The organism is Streptomyces sp. LUP47B (genome assembly GCF_001746295.1).
Lineage (GTDB): Bacteria > Actinomycetota > Actinomycetes > Streptomycetales > Streptomycetaceae > Streptomyces.
Window position 1 is genome coordinate 1 of the sequence record NZ_MJAH01000033.1, and the last position, 19080, is coordinate 19080.

Genomic DNA, 19080 nt, shown 5'->3' on the forward strand with positions numbered 1-19080 from the left:
CGCGCTCGCCCGGCTGCTGCGCCGCCGCACCGGTCTGCGCCTGCGTGACCTGGGCCCGCTGCGCGCCGCCCGGCGCGAGCCGCTGCTCGCCCTCGGCCTCACGGACCGGCGCAGCGGCTACCCCCTGCAGATGGTGGTGCGGGCGGCCGACGCGGGCTGGCGCATCGCCGAGCACGACGTCCCGTACCGGCCGCGCACCGGCGTCTCCAAGGTGACGGGCACCTGGCGGGGCACCTGGCAGGCGGTGCGGGACATGAGCCAGGTCCTCGCCGAGTCGGAGACGGGGGTGCGGGCGTGACCACGCTTCTCGTCATCGCCAAGGAACCGCGGCCGGGGCGGGTCAAGACCCGGCTCACCCCGCCGTTCACCCTCGAGGAGGCGGCCGCGCTGGCCGAGGCGTCCCTCGCGGACACCCTCGACGTCGTGGCCCGCACCCCGGCCCGCCGCCGGGTCCTGGTCCTGGAGGGCACGCCGGGCCCCTGGCTGCCACCGGGTTTCGATGTCGTACGGCAGTGCGCGGGCGGCCTCGACGAACGGCTGGCCGCGGCCTTCGCGGGCTGCGAAGGACCGGCCCTCCTCATCGGCATGGACACGCCCCAGGTGACTCCGGAACTGCTCACGGTGGACTTCGCCGACTGCGAGGCGTACTTCGGGCCGGCCGAGGACGGCGGCTTCTGGGCACTGGGTCTGGCACAACCGGATCCGTCCCTGCTGCGCGGGGTGCCGATGTCGACACCCCACACCGGAGCGGCCCAGCGCGCCCGGCTGACCGGCCTGCGGGTACGGGAGCTGCCGCCGCTGCGGGACGTGGACACGGCGCACGACGCGAAGCTGGTGGCCAGGGCGGCACCGGGCGGACGGTTCGCGGCGGAGCTGGGACGGCTCGCGGGGGCGAGGCGGTGAGCGGGCGGGGGGTCGACGTCGCGGCACGGATCGCGGAGGGGGCCGGGGCCGAGCCCGGTACGGGTGGCCTGCGGCTGTACGCGGCCAAGGGCCCCTTGGACGACGGCACTTGGTCCGCCGACCCCTATGCCCAGGCCCTCCGCACCGGTCAGGGCCCCCTGTTCCTGCGTCGCTCCGACGGATGGCTGCTCCTGCTGGAACCGGAGCGGTGGTGCGCGGCCGCGGATGCCGTGGATCTGGAGGTGTTGCGGCGCTGCGAGGGCGCGGTGCTGGATGTCGGCTGTGGGCCGGGGCGGCTCGTCGCCGCGCTGGGTGCCCGCGGCCGGCGGGTGCTCGGCATCGACGTGAGCGAGGCGGCCGTCGCACGGACCGTCGCGCTCGGCGGGCAGGCCCTTCGGCGGTCCGTCTTCGAGTCCTTGCCGGGCGAGGGCCGCTGGGGCACCGCGCTGCTGATCGACGGCAACGTCGGCATCGGCGGCGACCCACCGGCCCTGCTCGACCGGATGTCCCAACTCCTCTCCCCCGGCGGACTGTTGATCGCGGAGACGGTCGCCGACCCGGACATCGACGAGCGGGTCCAGGTGCGGGTCACCGATGCCCGGGGGGCCACCGGCAACCCGTTCCCGTGGGCCCGGCTCGGCAGCCCGGCCCTGCTGCGGCACGCGGCCCGCACCGACTGGGCGCCCGTGGATCAGTGGACGGCGGGCGGCCGTTCCTTCGTGTCCCTGCGCCTTCGTGCGACGAAGACCACCGCCGAGCCACCGAACAGCACGGCCGTCACCAGCAGCCAGCGGGCCAGGAAGCCGTCCGGGGACAGGCCGGTCGCGGAGGCGTAGCGGTCCGCGACCTGCCCGCTGATCAGCGGGAACCACACGAGCAGGAGCAGAACGGAGAGGGCGGCGGGGACCCGCACGTACATCACGTGCCGTCCCGCCGTCTTCACGAGCGCCCGGTCCGCCGCCGCGTACAGCGGCAGCAGCACCACGTCGTGCACCACGGCCGCCCCTACGAACCACAGCGCGACCCCGAACCAGTCCCCCGCGAGCAGCCGCACCCCCGCATACCCCGCGAGGGCGAACGAGCAGACGAGCAGGAGGAGTTGGAGAGGGTTGCCGAGAGGGATCCGCATCACAGGTCTCCGAACGTCAGCCGGGCCACCCACTTGGTGTTGAGCACACCGGGCGCCGCGGGCACGATGATCCGGGCCGGGTGGCCGTGGTCGGGGGTCAGGTCCTCGCCGTTGACGGACAGGGCCAGCAGGGAGCGCGGATCGGCGACCTGGTTGGCGCGCAGGGCGGCTCGCCGGAAGGCGCCGTGCCGTTGCAGCGACTCCACGAAGACGTCCGGCGGATCGTCCTCGTACCCGACGAGCGCCGCGAGGTCCCGCAGCCGCACCCCGCGCCACCACTGATCCGAGGTGGACCAGCCCTCCACACAGGCGATGGGCAACGCCGAGCTGTACAGGGGAAGTTGGAGGAGTTCCGCACGGCCGAGACGGACGGTGCGCCCCGCACGCCCCACGACGACGAGCCGCCAGGCCTCCTCGCTCGTCTCACCCGGGTCGATCCCCGCGTACGCGGCGGTCTTGTTGATCTGGAAGCCGCCCGGTCCGGAGGCCGGATCGCTGCCTCCGTGCGGGGCGAGCAGGGCGGTTCTGCGGAGCACGCCGTCGAAGTTCTGCCCGACCGTGGTGGCGAACAGCAGCAGCGAGCCGCTCCCGACGAACCAGAGGGCGCCGCGCCGGGACACCGTCGGGCGGGCAGGGTCCGGCGACACCAACTCGGTCTTTTCCTCACGGAGTTGGCGCAGACTCCGCCAGGCGAGCGGCATCTTGAGCACGGCATGGGCGACGAACGCGGTGAAGAACACCCACGCCCCGTAGAAGTGCAGGGGATAGAAGGAGCCCGGGAAGAGGTAGTCCAACTGGACGTTGAGCACTCCGGTCACGAACTCGAACAGGGCACCGCCGACCAGCAGCAGGAGTGAGATCCGTTCCAGGGCGTGCGCGAGCGACCGCGCGGGCGGCAACGTGAACAGCTTCGGTACGACCGACCACAGCTTGGCCAGCAGGACGGGGATCAGGGTGATGCCGAGGGTGACGTGGACGCCCTGGTTCAGCCGGTACAGCCAGTGCGGGTCGGTCGGCCAGGAGAAGAGGTAGAAGCCGAGGACGCCCTTGTCCGGGGTCTTGTCGTTCACCGGCGAGAGGTCCGGGTTGTAGGCGGCGTACGACAGCAGCCCGGTCACGAACAGCAGAGTGATGCCGCCGAGGAGCACGACCCCGAGGACGGAGGTGAGCCAGGGGCCACGCAGCGGGCTGCGCCAGAAGGAGGGTGCGAAGGGAGACCGTGCCATGCCCCGACGGTAGGCCCGCGCCACCCGGGAAACGGGCCTGCGAACCATGACGAAACTCTGACGCCGTCGCATGTCAGCCGTCCGGGTGCGGCGGGGCGGGGGCTGGTCGCGCAGTTCCTCGCGCCCCCTTGGGGTGTCGGTGCTCGCCTGCTCACGGGGTGGTGAGCCTTCACGGCAGCGGAAGTTCGGTCCAGATGACCTTTCCTTCGGGGGTGTAGCGGGTCCCCCAGCGCTCGGTGAGCTGGGCGACGAGGAAGAGGCCGCGGCCGCCCTCGTCCTCGGTGCGGGCGCGGCGCAGCCGCGGGGAGGTGCCGCTGCCGTCGGAGACCTCGCAGATCAGGGCGCGGTCGCGGAGCAGCCGTAGCTGGACCGGGCCCGTGGCGTGGCGGATGGCGTTGGTGACCAGTTCGCTGGCGACGAGTTCGACGGTGAACGACAGCTCCTCCAGCCCCCAGGCGGCGAGCTGTTCGGTGACCGCGGCGCGGGAGCGGGAGACGACCGCCGGGTCGCTCGGCAGCTCCCACTGGGCCACCCGCTCGGGACCGAGGGCGCGGGTGCGGGCGACGAGGAGGGCCACGTCGTCGCTGGGGCGGGCCGGGAGCAGCGCGTCCAGCACGGCCTCGCAGGTCTCCTCCGGTGACCGGTCGGCGCCGGCCAGGACAGTACGCAGCCGCTCCAGCCCGGCGTCGATGTCCTGGTGCCGGTCCTCGATCAACCCGTCGGTGTAGAGCACCAGTTGGCTGCCCTCGGCGAGTTCCAGCTCCACCGTCTCGAAGGGCATGCCGCCGAGTCCGAGCGGCTGTCCCGAGGGCAGGTCGACGAACTCGACGGTGCCGTCGGGGCCGACGACCGCGGGCAGCGGGTGCCCGGCGCGGGTGAGGGCGCAGCGCCGGGACACCGGGTCGTAGACGGCGTACAGGCAGGTGGCCCCGACGATGCCGGAGTCCGCCTGACCGCTGTCCACCGCCCAGCCCTCGCCGCGGTCCAGGCGGCCCACCAGGTCGTCGAGGTGGGCGAGGAGGTCGTCGGGCGCCAGGTCCAGGGAGCAGAAGTTGTGCACGGCGGTGCGCAGCCGGCCCATGGTGGCGGCCGCGTGCAGTCCGTGGCCGACGACATCTCCGACGACCAGCGCCACCCGCGCCCCGGACAGCGGGATGACGTCGAACCAGTCGCCGCCGACACCGGCCTGCGCGGGCAGATAGCGGTAGGCGACCTCGACGGCGCTCTGCTCGGGGCGGCCCTTCGGCAGCAGGCTCCGCTGGAGGGCGAGCGCGGTGTTGTGCTCGCGGGTGTAGCGGCGCGCGTTGTCGATGCAGATCGCCGCGCGTCCGGCCAGCTCCTGGGCGAGGGACAGGTCGTCCTCCTCGAAGGGGGCGGGGTGTCCCGAGCGGTAGAAGCTGACCACGCCGAGGGTCGTGCCGCGCGCCCGCAGCGGCACGGTGATCAGGGAGTGGATGCCGGCGGTGAGCACCCGGGCGAGCCGCGCCGGGTCCTGGGCGAGCCAGCCGCCCGCCTCCGCGAGCACCGGTTCGAGCACCGCCCGCCCGGTCTCCAGGCTGCGGGACTGCGGGGTGGAGGGCACGTAGCGGACCTGGTCGCCGACGCCGTACAGGTCGGGCTCCTCGCGCACGCTGCCCACGGCGACCCGGCGCAGCGGGGTGTCCGCGCCGAGCGGTCCCGGCTCCTCGCCGTGCAGCACCGGGTCCGGGAGATCCACGGACGCGAAGTCGGCGAACCGCGGTACGGCCACCTCGGCGAGCTCCTCCGCGGTCCGTGCGACGTCCAGCGTGGTGCCGATCCTGATCCCGGCCTCGTGCAGCAACTCGAGGCGCCCGCGCGCGAGTACGGCGAGCCGGCCCACGCCGGGGTCGCCCAGGAGGAGCAGCCGGTCGTCGGTCACGGGTTCGGCGGCGAAGGGCTGCGGGGAGGGGAGGAGGAGCGTGGGGACGGTCGGTGACATGGGCGAACCGGGCAGGGCGGTGGTGGCCGCCCGCTTCTTCTTTTTCGGCAGCGGCGGCGGGGTGGTCCTGGGCAACGGCACCACCTCGTTCACGGTGGCCGGCCCGTCGGCGGTCCCCGGCCCCGCGAGGCCGATCGGCCCCATCCCCGCTCCGCCGAGAATCCGCGCCTCGACCACCACTCCCGTCTCCCCCGCCGCTCCCCGCACCTGGCGGCGCAGCAACATGGCGCTGCGGCCGCCCGACAGCATCACCTCGTCGAGGGTCCGGTGCGGCGCGGCGATGAGCGCCTCGGCCTTCTCCCGCAGTACGGCCAGATCGATCCGCCCGAGGCGAGCGCCCGCCCCCTCGCCGTACCGCCCCGGCCGCGTGCCCGCGGGCTGCGGCGGCCACCCGTCGGCGTCCCGCCCGGCACGCCGGTACGCGGCGAGCAGCGCCTGCTCCCGCTGGGTGGCCTGTTCCAGCAGCCGTGCCTCGATGTCACGGGCGGCCTCGCGGACCAGCCGCAGCATGAGGGGGTCGCCGTCGTCCCGCAGACAGGTGAGATCGAGTACGGCCTCGATGTGCCCGCTGAGCGGGTTGCGCACCGGCGTGCCCGCACAGGCGAAGGGCTGGAGGCAGTCCGCGAAGTGCTCACGCCCGACGACGTAGACGGGTCCGCGCTCGGCCAGCGCGGTGCCGACACCGTTGGTGCCGACGACCTTCTCGGAGGCGTCGAAGCCCGGGGCGAACCGCACGTCGTCCAGCCGCCCGCGCAACAGCCGGTCGCCGCCGAGCCGCTGGACCATCCGGCCCTGGCCGTCGCAGAGCGCGATGGTCATACCGACCTCGGACAGCGAGCCGGTGAGCCGTTGCAGCACCGGCTCGGCGGCCCGCAGGAGGGTGTCGTCGAGGGCCAGACCGGGTGCGTACGGCACCAGCAGCCGGTCCGGCTCGAGACCGACCGACCTGCACCGCTTCCAGGAGTCGAGCACCGCGCCCCGGACGTCCGCGTCCACCCGGGCACCGGTCAGGAATCGTTCGTGGGCATCCACCAGCCCGCCGATGTCGTCCCAGGTGACGGACAACGGAATCACTTCCCTCACCCGGAGGCGGCCCGGTCGCTCACCGCCGCTCGGCTCGGCCCCCGGCGCCCTCCAGGCCCTCACACCGTAGACCCCTTGTGACGCGCATCACAACACCTGTCGTGCGCGGGACACGCACCCGAGGGGACGGGTCAGCAGGTGGCCACGCCGTCCAGCCAGGCCGGGCCCTTGATGTAGATGTTGGTCATCCACGAGCCGTCGGTCAGCTTCGACCAGGCGTCGTTGGTGTAGCCCTCGGCCGTCACCTCCTGGGCGTGCTTCTGGCAGACCACGTTGACCGTGGTCGGCTGCGCGAAGTAGTCGACCACGCCGGCGTTGACGTTCGGCTCGCTGTGGGTGCGCACCCCGGTGCCCCAGGTCTGGAAGGCCTTGCTGCCACCGGACGGCGGCGGGGTGCTGCTGCCGCCGCAGTCCGGGATGCCGGGCAGCCACGCCGGACCCTTGATGTAGATGTTGGTCACCCACGAGCCGTCGGCGAGCTTGGCCCAGGCGTCGTTGGTGTACCCCTCGGCGGTCACGGTCTCCGCGTGCTGCTGGCACTGGACCGACACCTGGGTGGGCCCCGCGAAGGTGTCGACGACGGCGGAGCCCACGCTCGGCGTCCTGTGCGTGCGCACACCGGTGCCCCAGGTCTCGAAGACCGTGCCGCCGTTCGCGGGCGGCGGGACGGGGGTGCCGGAACCGTTGATCCGGATCGCGCCCGCGTAGTCGCCGCCGGTGCGCACGGACGTGACCCTGATGTGGGTGCCCGACTCGTACGCCTCGACCATCTGGCCGCCGCCCAGGTACATGGCGACGTGGTGGATGTGGCCGCTGCCCCAGAACATCAGGTCGCCCGGCAGCAGCGGGGCGGTGCCCTGCCCTGCGGAGAACCGGGCGGAGGCCTGCGAGCTGTGGAACTGGTCGTCGGCCGTGCCGTTGAGCAGGTCCTTGCCGGTCGCCCGGTAGTACGCGTACCGCATCAGGCCCGAGCAGTCGAAGCCCTTGCGCTCGCCGTCGTGGAGGCTGTCCGGGTCGGAGCCGTCGTAGTAGCCGTAGCTGGCGCCGGGTGTGGCCGCGTGGCCGCCGCCCCAGCTGTACCAGACGCCGATCTGGGAACAGGCCGCGTCGACGGCGGCCTGCGCGGTGGCCGAGGCACCGGGCGCGAGGACACCGCAGGTGGCGTCCTGGGCGGCGTGGGCCGGGGCGGAGAAGAACGCGGTGAGCGCCAGCGCCGAGGCGCCCAGGAGCGCGCCGCTGGTCCGACGGCGCGTACTGATGGTCTTCAAGGGACTCTTCCTTCGTCGAGGTGGCGTCAGCGGGGGGCCGGTGACACCGGTGGGAGACGCAAGGACCCGGGTGGCACACCCCACCCCCGTGGGGGAGTGCCACCCGGCCAGGGCCGGTCCGGCCCTAGTTGTGGAGAGCGGCACGCATCTTGGCGAGGCCGCGCAGGCGGTTGCGCTGGACCGTGCCGCGGTGGGCGCCGAGGCGCTCCCCGGCCGTGTCGTGGGTGAGTCCCTCCAGGTCCACGAGGATCACCGCGGCGGCCTCCTTCTCGGAGAGCACGCCGAGCAGCGCGAGCGCCGTCGCGGAGGCCTCGTAGGAGGCGAGTCCGCCGTCCCAGCCGGCTTCCGGCAGCTCGTCCGTGGTGCGCTCGCGGCGGGAGGGGTGCTGCCAGGAGTCGCGCAGCAGGTTGAGGGCGACGGCGCAGGTGTAGGCGTACGGATGCTGCTGCCGCGTCAGGGTCTGGGAGCGGGCCCGCCGGGAGAGCCGCAGATAGGTCTCCTGGAGCAGGTCGTCGGCGTCGTGCGGATTGCCCGTCAGTGCCAGCAGCCGCCTTCGCAGCCTTGGCATGTCGGCCGTGAAGGACGCGTCGAAGTCTCCCGGTGTCATCCGGTTGTCCGGGCTCGTACCGCTGTCCCGGCTCGTCCGGTTGTCGGCCTCGCGCGGCGGTGGCGGACAGGTGGCGTGGCTGTGCATGTCGTTCCCCCTTGCGGTGATCCTCGCGGCGATCCCTTGCGGTGATCCCCTCGTGGTGTTCTTCGTGCGCTGTCCCGCTCCGGTGGTCAGGCCGGAGGGCGGGGCGGGTCGGCGGGGCCGTAGCGGGCGGCCGGCACGCGGCGCAGCAGGGCCCAGTACCGGTCGCCGTACGACCAGTGCCACCACTCGGTCGGGTAGTTGACGAACCCGGCCGTGGTGAGCACCCGGCGCAGCAGGGCCCGGTACTCGCGTGCCTCGGCGTCGATGCCGGGAGCGTCGGTGCGGCAGGCGCCCGCGCTCTCCTCCGGGGTGGCGTTGACCTCCGTGCCGAGCGGAAGTTCCCGGCCCGCGTGGTCGCACAGGGTCAGGTCGACCGCGCCGCCGCTGACGTGCGGCGCGACCTCCGGCGGCGAGATGTACGCGCTCGCCAGCTCCCGGATCCGCTCGGGAGCCGCGTCCCGGTGAGCCTGCCGCATGGTCGCCGCGTACTGCTCGAAGTACCGGCGCTGGAGGTCCGGCGGCCGGTACCCCTCCACCACCAGGAACCGGATCCCCGCGGGCAGCAGCCGCTGCGCCCGCACCAGCCGGTGCAGCGCGCCGGCCCGCAGATGGGCGTAGCTCCCCTCGTCGTCGGCCTGCCGGGCATCGAGCCGCAACCGGCCGTCGTCCCGCAGATCGACGAGCGGTTCCCCGCACTCGTCGTGCGTCACCGCGGCGACCCTGGGATCCGCGAGCGTGATGATGTCTGTCACGAGAGGAGCGTCGCGGAGTCCTCTGCAAATGCTCTGCAGATCGCCTGCAAGCGGTGGACCATGGGTTCTGCAGCGACATCCGCGAAATCGCCGCAGCCACCTCGCACCCGGTTCGCAGCCGGTTCGCGCCCCCTTCGCTCCTACGCCCGCTCCCGCGCCTCCCGAGCCCCCAACTCCCGGAACACCTCCATCGCTTCGGCGCGGGCCCCCGAAGCCGCCCCCGCCTCCCCGTCGGCCTCCCACACCTCGGCCAGGTCCCAGAGGGTCCGCGCCCGCCACAGCGGCAGCCGCAACGCCTCCCAGAGGGACAGCGCCCGCTCCAGCGGCCCCCGGGCACTGCCGGCGTCACCGGACGCCAGACACCACTCCCCCAGCGTCCGCAGCACCAGTGCCTCGCCGAACCGGTCCTGCCGCTCCCGCGCCAGCTCCAGACACCGCCCGAGCCGTTCGCGCGACTCGTCCAGGAGGCCCAGCCGCAGCTCCACCTTCGCCAGCGACTGCTCCGTGTACATCACGCCGAACGTGTCGTGGAGGCCGACGAAAATCCGCAGCACGCCCCGCAGCAACCGTTCGGCGGCCTCGTACTCCCCCTCGGCCCGGTGGCAGAGGGCCAGCGCGCGCAGGATCAGCGCCTCTCCGTGCCGGTCGCCCTCCGCGCGGTACAGCTCCAGGGCCTGCGCGAAGGCCTCACGGGCCGCGGGGCCCCCGCCCTGTTCCCGGTGGACGTAACCGAGGCCGTACAGCACCCGGGCCAGGGCACCGCGGTCGTCGAGCCGCCCGTACCGCTCCAGCGCCGCGTCGAGCAGTTCCGACGCCTCGGTGTAGCGGGCCTGTTCGCGCCGGGCCGTGGCCATGCCGAGAAGGGCCTGGGCCGTCCCCCGCGGCCCGCCGCCCTGCGCCTCGAACAGCCGCAGGGCATCGCGGTAGTAGGCGTACGACTCCTCGAACTCGTCCTGCTCGTAGCGCAGTTGACCGAGCCCCGTGAGCAACCACGCCTCGCCCTCGCCGTCGCCGCTGCGCCGCACCGCCGCCATCGCCGCGGTGTGCGAGCGGGACCAGGCGTCGAACTGGTTGTACAGCGCGACCGAGCTCGCGATCAGCGCGCCGGCGAGGTCCCGGGCGGCGCGGTCCATCCCGTGGTCGGCGCAGTACTCCACCGCCGCCAGCAGACCGGTCTGTTCGGCGGCGAACCAGGCCGCGGGGCGGCTGAGCAGATCCTCCTCGGCCTGCGGATCGAGCGGGTCGAGGGGCCGTACGGCGGCCGGTTCGGGGAAGTAGCGTGCCGTGCCGCCGGGGCCCCGCGCGGCGGCCTTCCCGGCCAGTCCGAGCCAGCACGCGACCAGGCGCCGTACGGCAGCCGCCCGCTCCTCGGCGCTCTCCTCCGACAGACAGCGCTCGCGGGCGTGCTCCCGGGCCAGGTCGTGGATGCGGTAGCGGCTGCGGCCGGTGCCGTCCACCCCGATCACGTCGATGAAGTGGCAGTCCACCAGCCGCTCGACGGCCTCCTCGGCCTCCTCCGTGCCGATGTCCAGCAGGGGCGCGGCGATCCAGGCCGCGAAGTCGGGCAGGTCGAGCAGGGCCAGCCGGCGCAGGGCGCGCCGCTCCTGCGGATCGAGGTCGGCGTAGCCCAGTTCGAGGCTGGTGCGCAACTCCAGGTCCCCGGCGCGCAGTTCGTTGAGCCGAAGGCGCTCGTCGCGCAGGCGGGCGGCGAGCCGGCCGGGCACCCAGTGCGGCCGGGCCGCGAGCCGCGCTCCGGCGATGCGCACGGCGAGCGGCAGCCGCCCGCACAGCGCGACGATCTCGGCGGTCTGTGCCGGCTCCGCGTGGACCCGGTCCGCCCCGGCGACCCGTCTGAGGAGTTCGAGTGCCTCCTCCTCGTCCGGGACGGTCAGATCGAGGTGGGCCGCGCCCTCCAGCGCCACCAGTCGGCGCCGGCTCGTGACGAGCACCGCGGAGCCGGGGCCGGGCGGCAGCAGCGGCCGTACGTGCGCCTCGCCGGCGGCGTTGTCGAGGATCAGCAGAATGCGGCGGTGGCCGGTGTACGTGCGGTACAGCCCCGTCAGTTCCTCGACGGAGCTCGGCAGCGTCGCCGGTTCGGCGCCCATGGCCCGCAGCAGCCGGGCGAGGGCGTCGGCCGGTTGCAGCGGGGCGGTGTCGGCGGCCCGCAGGTCCACGAACAGGCGGCCGTCCGGGAAGAGTTCGGCGGTGCGATGGCCGACGTGGACGGCGAGGGCGGTCTTGCCCGTTCCTGAGCGTCCGGAGATCACCCCGATCGGCGGGGCGGTACGGCCGGGGTCGTCGACCCGGCCCAGCAGCGAGACGGCCCAGTCGATCTGGTCCGAGCGGCCGACGAAGTCGGCTATGTCCGGGGGGAGATGGGAGGGCGCGGGCCGCGCGGGCATGCCCGGGGCGGTACTTCGGCCGGCGGCCGCCGGGTCCGTGGCCCGCCGCCGGTCCGCCGTGATCCCGTCCGGGTCCTGGACCGGCGGCCGGGAGCCGGTGCCGTGCGCCGGGGAAACTTGGGGGCCGGGGCGGTGCGGTGCGGCGGGCTGGGCGCCGGGGCGGGTGCCGTCCGGTACAGCGGAGTGAGGCCCGGGGCCGGTGTCGTGTGGCACAGCGGCGTCGGGCCCGGGGCGAGTACCGTGCGGCGAATAGGCGTGGGACCCGGAGTCCGTGGCGAGCAGCGAGGAGCCGTGGGCCCCGGGGCCGGGACCGAGCAGCGACGGGTCGTTGGTCAGTACGGCCTTGTGCAGCGCCCGCAGTTCCGGCCCGGCGTCGATGCCCAGCTCCTCGCGCAGGACCTCGCGGCCCTCCTGATAGGCGCGCAGGGCGTCGGAGACCCGTCCGGTGCGGAACAGGGCGGTCATCAGCTGGCCGCGCGGCCGTTCCCGGAGGGGGTGGGCGGCGACGTGCGCGAGCAGGGGCGCGATCGTGCGGTCCGCGCGGCCCAGCTCCAGCTGGAGGCCGAAGGACTCCTCCTGGGCGACCAGCCGCAGTTCGCCCAGCCGGGCCGCCTCGATCCGGGCGAACGACTGGCCCAGCCCTTCCATGGCCTCCGGCCCCCGCCACAGCCCCAATCCCTCGGACAGCAGCTCGGCGGCCTCGGCCGAGCGGCCCCGGGCGGCCTCGGCCCGGCCCGACGCGAGCAGTTCCTCGAAGCGGCGGGCGTCGACCTGGGAGGGGTCGAGGTCGGCGACGTATCCCGGCGGCCGGGTGCGGATCACCTCCGCCTCACCGACGCGGGCGAGCGCGCGGCGCACCGCCGAGACATGGGTGGCGACGAGGGCGCTGGCGGTGGCGGGCGCCTGCTCGTCCCAGACACAGTCCACGAGCCGTTCCGTGGAGAGCACCTCGCCCAGATGGACGACGAGTGCGGACAGTACGGCCAGGGGTCTGACCCCGCCGAGCGGGGCCCGTCGGTTCCCCTCCCACACCTCCACCGGACCGAGAAGACGTACCTGGAGCATCGTTCCCCGATCGCCGTACCGCCCGCCCCACGGATGCGTGTTCGACGATATCGACGGGCGGTGCCGCCGGACGACGAGATCGGGGCGGACCTGGCCGGATCCGGCCAGTCGGCCGCCCGGCGGCGGGCCCTGAACAGCGGGTCGCGCCCGGCGCACGGAAGCCGGGCGCACGGCTTCCCCCGGACGGCGGTTGGCTGGATTTCGGCGGTGCCCAGAGCTGCCCCTCACCTGAGGGACGGCTGGTCGGGGGCGTTCGTATGAGGGCTCTCCGAAATTTCTGGGGGCGACTTCAATGACCGGGGTTCTCGCCGCCGCTTGACCGTTTCGGCGCCGACGCCCCACCCCGTTTCGCCCACCCGCCCGCGCCCCTTCGACTGCCGGACATTTGAACGTCACACCGAGCGGGAACGTTTCCCTTCGTCCCCTCTGCATCGCCTTGCCTCCGTCATGCCCCGTGTCCCGCACGGGGCATGACGCGAAAGGACGACGTGCGCCGTGTCCCTGCTTCCGCTCGAAGGTCCCCCGGGGCCGCTCCCCGCCTCCGCCCCGGCCCCGCTCCCGATCAGTGTTCCGGCTCCCGCTCCCGCCGGTTCCCGCCGCTCCCTGACCCGTCTCACCCGCCGCCTGCTCACCCTGCTCCCCGTCCTCCTCATCGGCACCTGGGCGGCGCTGGACTGGCGTGCCCTGTACGACGGCACCGCGCGGCTGGCCACCGCAGACCCCTGGTGGCTGCTCATCGGGCTCTTCTACACCTGCCTGGGCTGGGTGTCCGCCTCCGTCGTCCGGCAGGGCGCCCTGCCCGAGCGGCTGCCGTCGGGGCTGCTGGTCGCCTCGCAGTTCGCCGCAGGCGCGGCCAACCACGTGCTGCCGGCGAGCCTCGGCGCGCACGCCGTCACCCTGCGCTTCCTTCAGGGGCAGGGCATCCCGCTGGGCCGCGCCACCGCCTCACTCGCCCTGTACGCGCTGGTCAGGCCGATCGCCAAGACGCTCGTCCTGATCGGTTTCCTGGTCGCCCTGCCCGGTCTGCTGCGGCTCGGTGAGCTAGTCCCGGACCGGCGCATGCTGTTCCTGCCCCTGGTAGCCGCGGGGCTCGGGCTCGGCGGCACACTCCTGGTGCTGACCCTGGTCCGCCCGCTGCGCCGCCCGGCGGTCACGTTCGTGCGCACCGCCCTGACCGACGCCCGCCGGCTGCACACCATGCCCAGCCGGATCCTCGCCCTGTGGGGCGGCGCGGCCGCCGCGCCCCTGCTGCAGGCGAGCGTGATCCACGCGGTCGGCGCCTCGCTCGGCGTGACGCTGTCCTGGGCGCAGGTCGCGTTCGCGTACCTCGCCGCGAGCAGCGCGGTCGGATCCGTGCCGGCGCCCGGCGGCATCGGTCCGGTGGACGCGGCCATGGTCTTCACCCTCGCCGTCTATGGCGTCCCCGTGAGCCTCGGCACGGCGACCCTCATCGGCTACCGCGTCCTGACGGTGTGGCTGCCCCTGCTGCCCGGAGTGCTCTGCATGTCGGCCCTCGTGCACCGGAAGGTTCTTTGAACGTTCGCCCCATTGAATGCTTCATTCAACATCCATAGCATTTCAGGGTGGCTTCATTCGTCAGTCTCAGACATACGGCCGCCGTCCTGCTTCTGGCCCTCGGCCTCGCGGCCCCGGCGGCGCCCGCCGCTGCCGGGCCCCGGCAGCCCGCGCCCCAGGTCTGGCCGACTCCGCAGAGCATGAGTGCCGGAAGCGGCCGGCTCCCCGTCCCCCGCCGGGTCGTCGAGGTCGTCGGCCCCCACACCGACCCGTCCGCGAGACGGGTCGTCGAGGCGGCTCTGCGAGCCGCCGGAGCCGACCGCATCACGACGGTCGACGCCGGCGACCGGCCGCCCGCGGCCGCCCTGACCGTCTACGTCGGCGGTCCCGGCGAGAACAGCGCCACCGCCCGGACGCTGAAACAGCTCCACGCCGCCTCCCCGTCCGGTCTGGCCCCCGGCGGTTACGTCCTCGCCTCCGGCCGCAGCCACGGCCAGGCCCTCCTCTCCCTCTCCGGCGTCGACACGACCGGTACCTTCTACGCCGCCCAGACGCTGCGCCAACTCCTGGCCGGCAGGAACCAGTTGCCCGTGGTCAAGATCCGCGACTGGCCCACCGCCGCCCTCCGCGGAGTCATCGAGGGCTTCTACGGCACGCCCTGGACGCACGCCGAGCGACTCGCCCAGCTCGACTTCTACGGGCGGACGAAGCAGAACGTCTACGTCTACTCCCCCAAGGACGACGACTACCTGCGCGCCCGCTGGCGGGACGAGTACCCGGCCGCGGCGCTGGACCGGCTGAGGGAATTGGTCGACCGGGCCGACGCCAATCACGTCCGTTTCACCTACGCCCTCTCCCCCGGCCTGTCGGTCTGCTACTCGTCGGACGCCGACATCGAGGCGCTCACGGCCAAGTTCGACTCGCTGTACGCCATCGGCGTCCGCTCCTTCGCGATACCGCTGGACGACATCAGCTACACCAAGTGGAACTGCCCCGAGGACGAGCAGGAGTTCGGCACGGGCGGTGGTGCGGCGGGTGCCGCGCAGGCCCATCTGCTGAACACCGCGTGGAAGCGGTTCTCCGCCGACCACACCGGACTTCAACCCCTGGAAATGGTCCCCACCGAGTACTCCGACCTCGCCGACTCCCCGTACAAGAAGGCCCTTCGGGAGCAGCTCGATCCGTCCGTGGTCGTCGAGTGGACCGGCGTCGGCGTCATCGCGCCCACCATCACCACCGAGCAGGTGAAGCAGGCCCGCGAGGTCTACGGCCATCCGATCCTGGTCTGGGACAACTACCCGGTCAACGACTACGTCACCAGCCGTCTCCTCCTCGGCCCCTACACCGGCCGGGAACCCGGCGTGGCGAGCGCCGCCACCGGTGTGACCGCCAACCCGATGGTCCAGGGCGAGGCGAGCCGGATCGCCCTGTTCACCTCGGCCGCCTTTCTGTGGAACCCGACCGCCTACGATCCGCGCAAGGCGTTCGCCGCCTCGGTCCAGGACCTGGCGGGACCCCGCGCCGCCAAGTGGCTGCGGATCTTCGCCGAGAACAACTACTCCTCCGAGCTCGACGCGACCGAGTCCCCCACCCTCACCCGGCTGATCGCCGCCTTCCGCAAGGCCTACCAGCAGGACAGCGGACTCGACCGCGCGGCAACCCGGTTGAAGGCCTACTTCGCCGACATGGCCGCCACTCCCGCCGAGTTGCGTGCCCGGCTCGACAACCCCGGGTTCCTCGACGAGACCTCCCCCTGGCTCGACAAACTCGGCCGCTACGGCGGCGCGGGCGGGACGGCCGTGGATCTGCTGCTGGCCCACAAGCGCGGTGACGCGGACGCGGTCGCCACGTACTGGAAGCAACTCCAGCAGGAACGCAAGGAGTTGGACGCCGTTCCGCAGCAGGTGTCGCCGGGTGTGATGGACCAGTTCCTCTACACCACGATGCTGGAGAACGCCCCCGATCCCGGCGTGGACGCCGCCTTCTCGCCCAGCTCCGTGTCGGTCCGGCCCGGCGCCTCCGCCACGGTCACCCTCGACTTCTCCGACGCGCAGGCCAGGACCGTGAGCTGGAAGCTCGACGTGCCCGACGGCGTCACCGCCTCACCCTCCGAGGGCACGGCGACCACCCCGGACGCCAAGGTCACCGTCACCCTCACCGGGAAGACCGAGGGCGTCCACTCCGTCGTCGTGTCGGGCACCGGCATCCTGGACCGCGCTCTCCCGGTCCGGGTCACCGACGGCACCGGCACACCCCGCGCCCTGACCGCCGACTTCAGTGGCGCGTCGGTGAGTTCCATCGACCTGTCCTCCGGCACGACCAGGAACATCGCCGTCGGCGACAACCCCGGCGAGGTCGTCGTGAGCGCGGACGGGCGGACCGCGTACGCCGCCAACCAGGGCTCCGACACGGTCAGCGTGATCGACGTGGCGAGTGGCACGGTCACCACCACGGTCGCCGTCGGAAAGGTCCCCGCCGGACTCGCGCTCACCCCGGACGGCGGCACACTCTGGGTCGCCAACTACACGGACGGCACCGTGCAGCCGATCGACACGGGCACCCTGAGGACCGGCACCCCGGTCCCGGTCGGCGACGGGCCCGAGAACATGGCGATCACGCCCGACGGCAGAACCCTGTACGTGGCGGACATCCACGACAACACGGTGAGCCCCGTCGACCTCGCCACCGGCAGGGCGGGCCCGGCGATCCCGGTCGGCCCGAGCCCCTTCAACGTCGTGGCGGCCCCCGACGGCAGGACGGTCTACGTCTCCAACTCCGGTGGCTCGACGGTGACTCCGATCGACACGACGACGAACGAGACCGAACCGACCTTCCTGGTCTCCGGCCAGGCATACGGCCTCGCCCTCTCACCGGACGGCCGGACCCTGTGGGTCAGCCCGAGCAACGGAGACACCGTCACCCCGGTCGACACGGTGACCGGCGCACCGGGCCGGCAGGTGACCGTCGGAAAGTCGGCGTTCGACGTGGCCCTGAACTGGAACGGCAGCACGGCCTACGTCACGACGGCGGACGGAAACGCCTTGGTACCGATCGACGTCACTTCGGGGACCGCAGGGCCCCCCTTCAGCACGGGCGCCTATCCACTGGCGGTGGCGCTGGTTCCCTGAAGGGGCGCGGGGCTGAGTCGAATCTGCGGCTACCGCCGCGCGGGCGCGACCAGCCCCCACCGGCCCGCAGCTTCCCCGCAAACCGCCGCCCAAGTACTAACTGGCCGTACGCCGAACCCGCCCCGCATACCGCTTCTCAAGCTCGAGGTTGCCCTCGAACCCACCGGGCACGTTGGCCGACACGTAAACCGGCGGACGCTGACCCGCGGCAAGCAGCAGCCCCGAAGCCTCCGCCACAGCCATCTGCACCAGCATCACACCGGTCAGAGTGGACAGCGCCCCCACCGCCCCACCCCCCGGCAACGACAGCAACGCGTCCCCGACCGGCGCCGCGTTGTCCAGCACCACGTCCGCCAGGTCCACGAGCTTCTTCCCGCTCGCGTGCCCGGCCGGCACGGCCGCCGTGTGGGTCAGTGAGGTGATCGCGAGGATCTTGTGCCCCTTCTGCCTGGCATGCAGCGCCATCTCCACGATGACGTTGTTGACGCCGGAGTTGGAGATGATGACGAACAGGTCCCGGGCCTGCGGGGCGGCCAGGTCGTAGAGACGGACGGCCACCCCCGGCTCACGCTCCAGCAGCGGGTCGTCGAGGACGCTCGGGTCGGCACCGCCGTAGAGGACGAGGTCGGAGATCTGGAGCCGGTTCGTGGGCACGAGACCGCCCGCGCGGCCCGCGATCTCCAGGACCATCGCCTGGGAGTGACCGGTGCCGAAGGCATGGATCACACCGTCGGCGCGGATGCAGTCGGCGATCAGCTCGGCGGCGCGGCGCACGTCCTCCCGGGCGGACTCGGTGACGTTACGGAGGACGTCCAGGCTCTGTTCGGAGAAGCCCTGGGCGCTGACTGACTCGACGGACACGCGACACTCCCCACTGATGGATTGAACCACCATACAACCACCCATCGATGAATCAATAAACCACTATGCGGTCCTGGTATTCAATCAGTGGCCCTAAGGGTGGCTGATACCTTCTTTCCATGCCTCCGACCGACGTCACCACCCTGATCCGCACCGAGCTGCCCCGGCTGGCCGGTTCCCTGCGGAAGGTCGGCGAGCTGATCCTGGAGGATCCGGCCGCCGTCACCCACTGCTCGGCCGCCGAGCTGGGCCGCCGCACCGGGACCTCGCAGGCCACGGTGACCCGGTTCTGCCGCGCCATCGGCCTCGAGTCCTACCAGCACCTGCTGATCGAACTGGCCCAGGAGCGCGGCCGGGGCGAGGTCTCCGACTGGGGTTCGGCCGAGATCGGTCCCGACATCTCCCCGGACGACAGCCTGGAGCGGGTCGTCCAGGTGGTCGGCAGCGCGGATCTGCGCGCGATCCAGCAGACCATCGAGCGTATCGACCTCGACGCCCTGGAACGCGCCGCCCAGGCCCTGTCCAAGGCCCGCCGCATCGACGTGTACGGCGTCGGCGGCAGTGGCGCGGTCGCCCAGGAGACCGAGACCCGGCTGTTCCGCATCGGCTGCCAGGTCCGCGGCTGGACCGAGGTGCACGGCGCGGCCACCTCCGCGGCCCTGCTCACCCCCGCCGACGTGGCCATCGGCATCTCCCACTCCGGTGCCACCCGCGAGACCCTCGAGCCCTTCGAGATGGCCAAGGAGCGGGGCGCGACCACCGTCGCCATCACCACCGACCCGCGCTCCCCGCTGGCCAAGGCCGCCGACATCCGGCTCATCTCCTCGACCTCGGAGACCAGTTTCCGCACCGGCAGCATCGGCGGCCGGCACTCCGTCCTGATGATCATCGACTGCCTCTACGTCCGCGTCGGCCAGGTCGGCTACCAGCGGGCCAGCGCCTCCCTCGCGCTCACCGAGCACATCAGCCCGCAGCACGCGGTGAGGGCTCGCCGTACGCGTTGACCGTGGCCGATCTTGCATGGATGAACCACCGACATAACTCAAGGATGGTTGTTTGAATCATCCTCTCAGTGCCAGGATGGGGCTCCCCCG

General features: G+C 73.0%; 12 protein-coding genes and 1 pseudogene. 6 read left to right on the top strand and 7 right to left on the bottom strand.

All coding sequences use genetic code 11. The annotated features are described in order from the left end of the window. From BFN33_RS47545 to BFN33_RS47555, 3 genes and pseudogenes are all read left to right on the top strand, one after another. Positions 1 to 298 (top strand): annotated as a pseudogene (locus BFN33_RS47545) (glycosyltransferase); the annotation flags it as partial. Beyond that, a complete protein-coding gene (locus BFN33_RS47550) occupies positions 295 to 903 on the top strand; it encodes a DUF2064 domain-containing protein (protein WP_069766459.1) in 609 nt (202 codons plus the stop codon). The pseudogene BFN33_RS47545 and the gene BFN33_RS47550, both read left to right, overlap by 4 nt. Before the next feature lie 68 nt (positions 904 to 971). Continuing rightward, positions 972 to 1739, top strand: coding sequence for a bifunctional 2-polyprenyl-6-hydroxyphenol methylase/3-demethylubiquinol 3-O-methyltransferase UbiG (locus BFN33_RS47555; RefSeq protein ID WP_069766496.1), 768 nt, complete (start codon positions 972 to 974; stop codon positions 1737 to 1739). 292 nt (positions 1740 to 2031) lie between these two features. Here BFN33_RS47555 and BFN33_RS47560 read toward each other — a convergent pair whose 3' ends face one another. The 6 genes from BFN33_RS47560 to BFN33_RS47585 all read right to left on the bottom strand — a co-directional run bounded on the left by BFN33_RS47560 (position 2032) and on the right by BFN33_RS47585 (position 12482). Continuing rightward, entirely contained in the window at positions 2032 to 3258 is a 1227-nt protein-coding gene (locus BFN33_RS47560; protein ID WP_079141424.1) for a molybdopterin-dependent oxidoreductase, read from the bottom strand. Between the two features lie 169 nt (positions 3259 to 3427). Beyond that, entirely contained in the window at positions 3428 to 6292 is a 2865-nt protein-coding gene (locus BFN33_RS47565; protein WP_069766461.1) for a SpoIIE family protein phosphatase, read from the bottom strand. 140 nt (positions 6293 to 6432) lie between these two features. After that, positions 6433 to 7569, bottom strand: a complete 1137-nt coding sequence (locus BFN33_RS47570; RefSeq protein ID WP_069766462.1) for a C40 family peptidase — start codon at positions 7567 to 7569, stop codon at positions 6433 to 6435. A gap of 124 nt (positions 7570 to 7693) precedes the next feature. Further along, a complete protein-coding gene (locus tag BFN33_RS47575) occupies positions 7694 to 8263 on the bottom strand; it encodes an RNA polymerase sigma factor (protein ID WP_069766463.1) in 570 nt (189 codons plus the stop codon). 86 nt (positions 8264 to 8349) lie between these two features. Continuing rightward, positions 8350 to 9015, bottom strand: coding sequence for a M15 family metallopeptidase (locus BFN33_RS47580; RefSeq protein WP_069766464.1), 666 nt, complete (start codon positions 9013 to 9015; stop codon positions 8350 to 8352). A gap of 140 nt (positions 9016 to 9155) precedes the next feature. Further along, the gene (locus tag BFN33_RS47585; protein WP_069766465.1) at positions 9156 to 12482 is read right to left on the bottom strand and encodes a BTAD domain-containing putative transcriptional regulator; all 3327 of its coding nucleotides are present in this window, start codon (positions 12480 to 12482) and stop codon (positions 9156 to 9158) included. Positions 12483 to 12977: 495 nt separating this feature from the next. Here BFN33_RS47585 and BFN33_RS47590 point away from each other — a divergent pair, with 495 nt between their 5' ends. Both BFN33_RS47590 and BFN33_RS47595 read left to right on the top strand, forming a co-directional pair. Beyond that, entirely contained in the window at positions 12978 to 14018 is a 1041-nt protein-coding gene (locus BFN33_RS47590; RefSeq protein WP_069766466.1) for a lysylphosphatidylglycerol synthase transmembrane domain-containing protein, read from the top strand. Positions 14019 to 14065: 47 nt separating this feature from the next. Continuing rightward, positions 14066 to 17125 (top strand): beta-N-acetylglucosaminidase domain-containing protein, encoded by a 3060-nt coding sequence (locus tag BFN33_RS47595; RefSeq protein WP_069766467.1) that lies wholly within the window; start codon positions 14066 to 14068, stop codon positions 17123 to 17125. Between the two features lie 96 nt (positions 17126 to 17221). Here the strand turns inward: BFN33_RS47595 and BFN33_RS47600 are convergent, their stop codons facing one another. After that, positions 17222 to 17986: a sugar isomerase domain-containing protein gene (locus tag BFN33_RS47600; protein WP_069766468.1), complete on the bottom strand. Its 765-nt coding sequence runs from the start codon at positions 17984 to 17986 to the stop codon at positions 17222 to 17224. Positions 17987 to 18105: 119 nt separating this feature from the next. On the opposite strand from BFN33_RS47600, the gene BFN33_RS47605 reads away from it, so the two are divergent. Continuing rightward, positions 18106 to 18990, top strand: a complete 885-nt coding sequence (locus BFN33_RS47605; RefSeq protein WP_069766469.1) for a MurR/RpiR family transcriptional regulator — start codon at positions 18106 to 18108, stop codon at positions 18988 to 18990. The last annotated feature ends 90 nt before the right edge of the window (positions 18991 to 19080 follow it).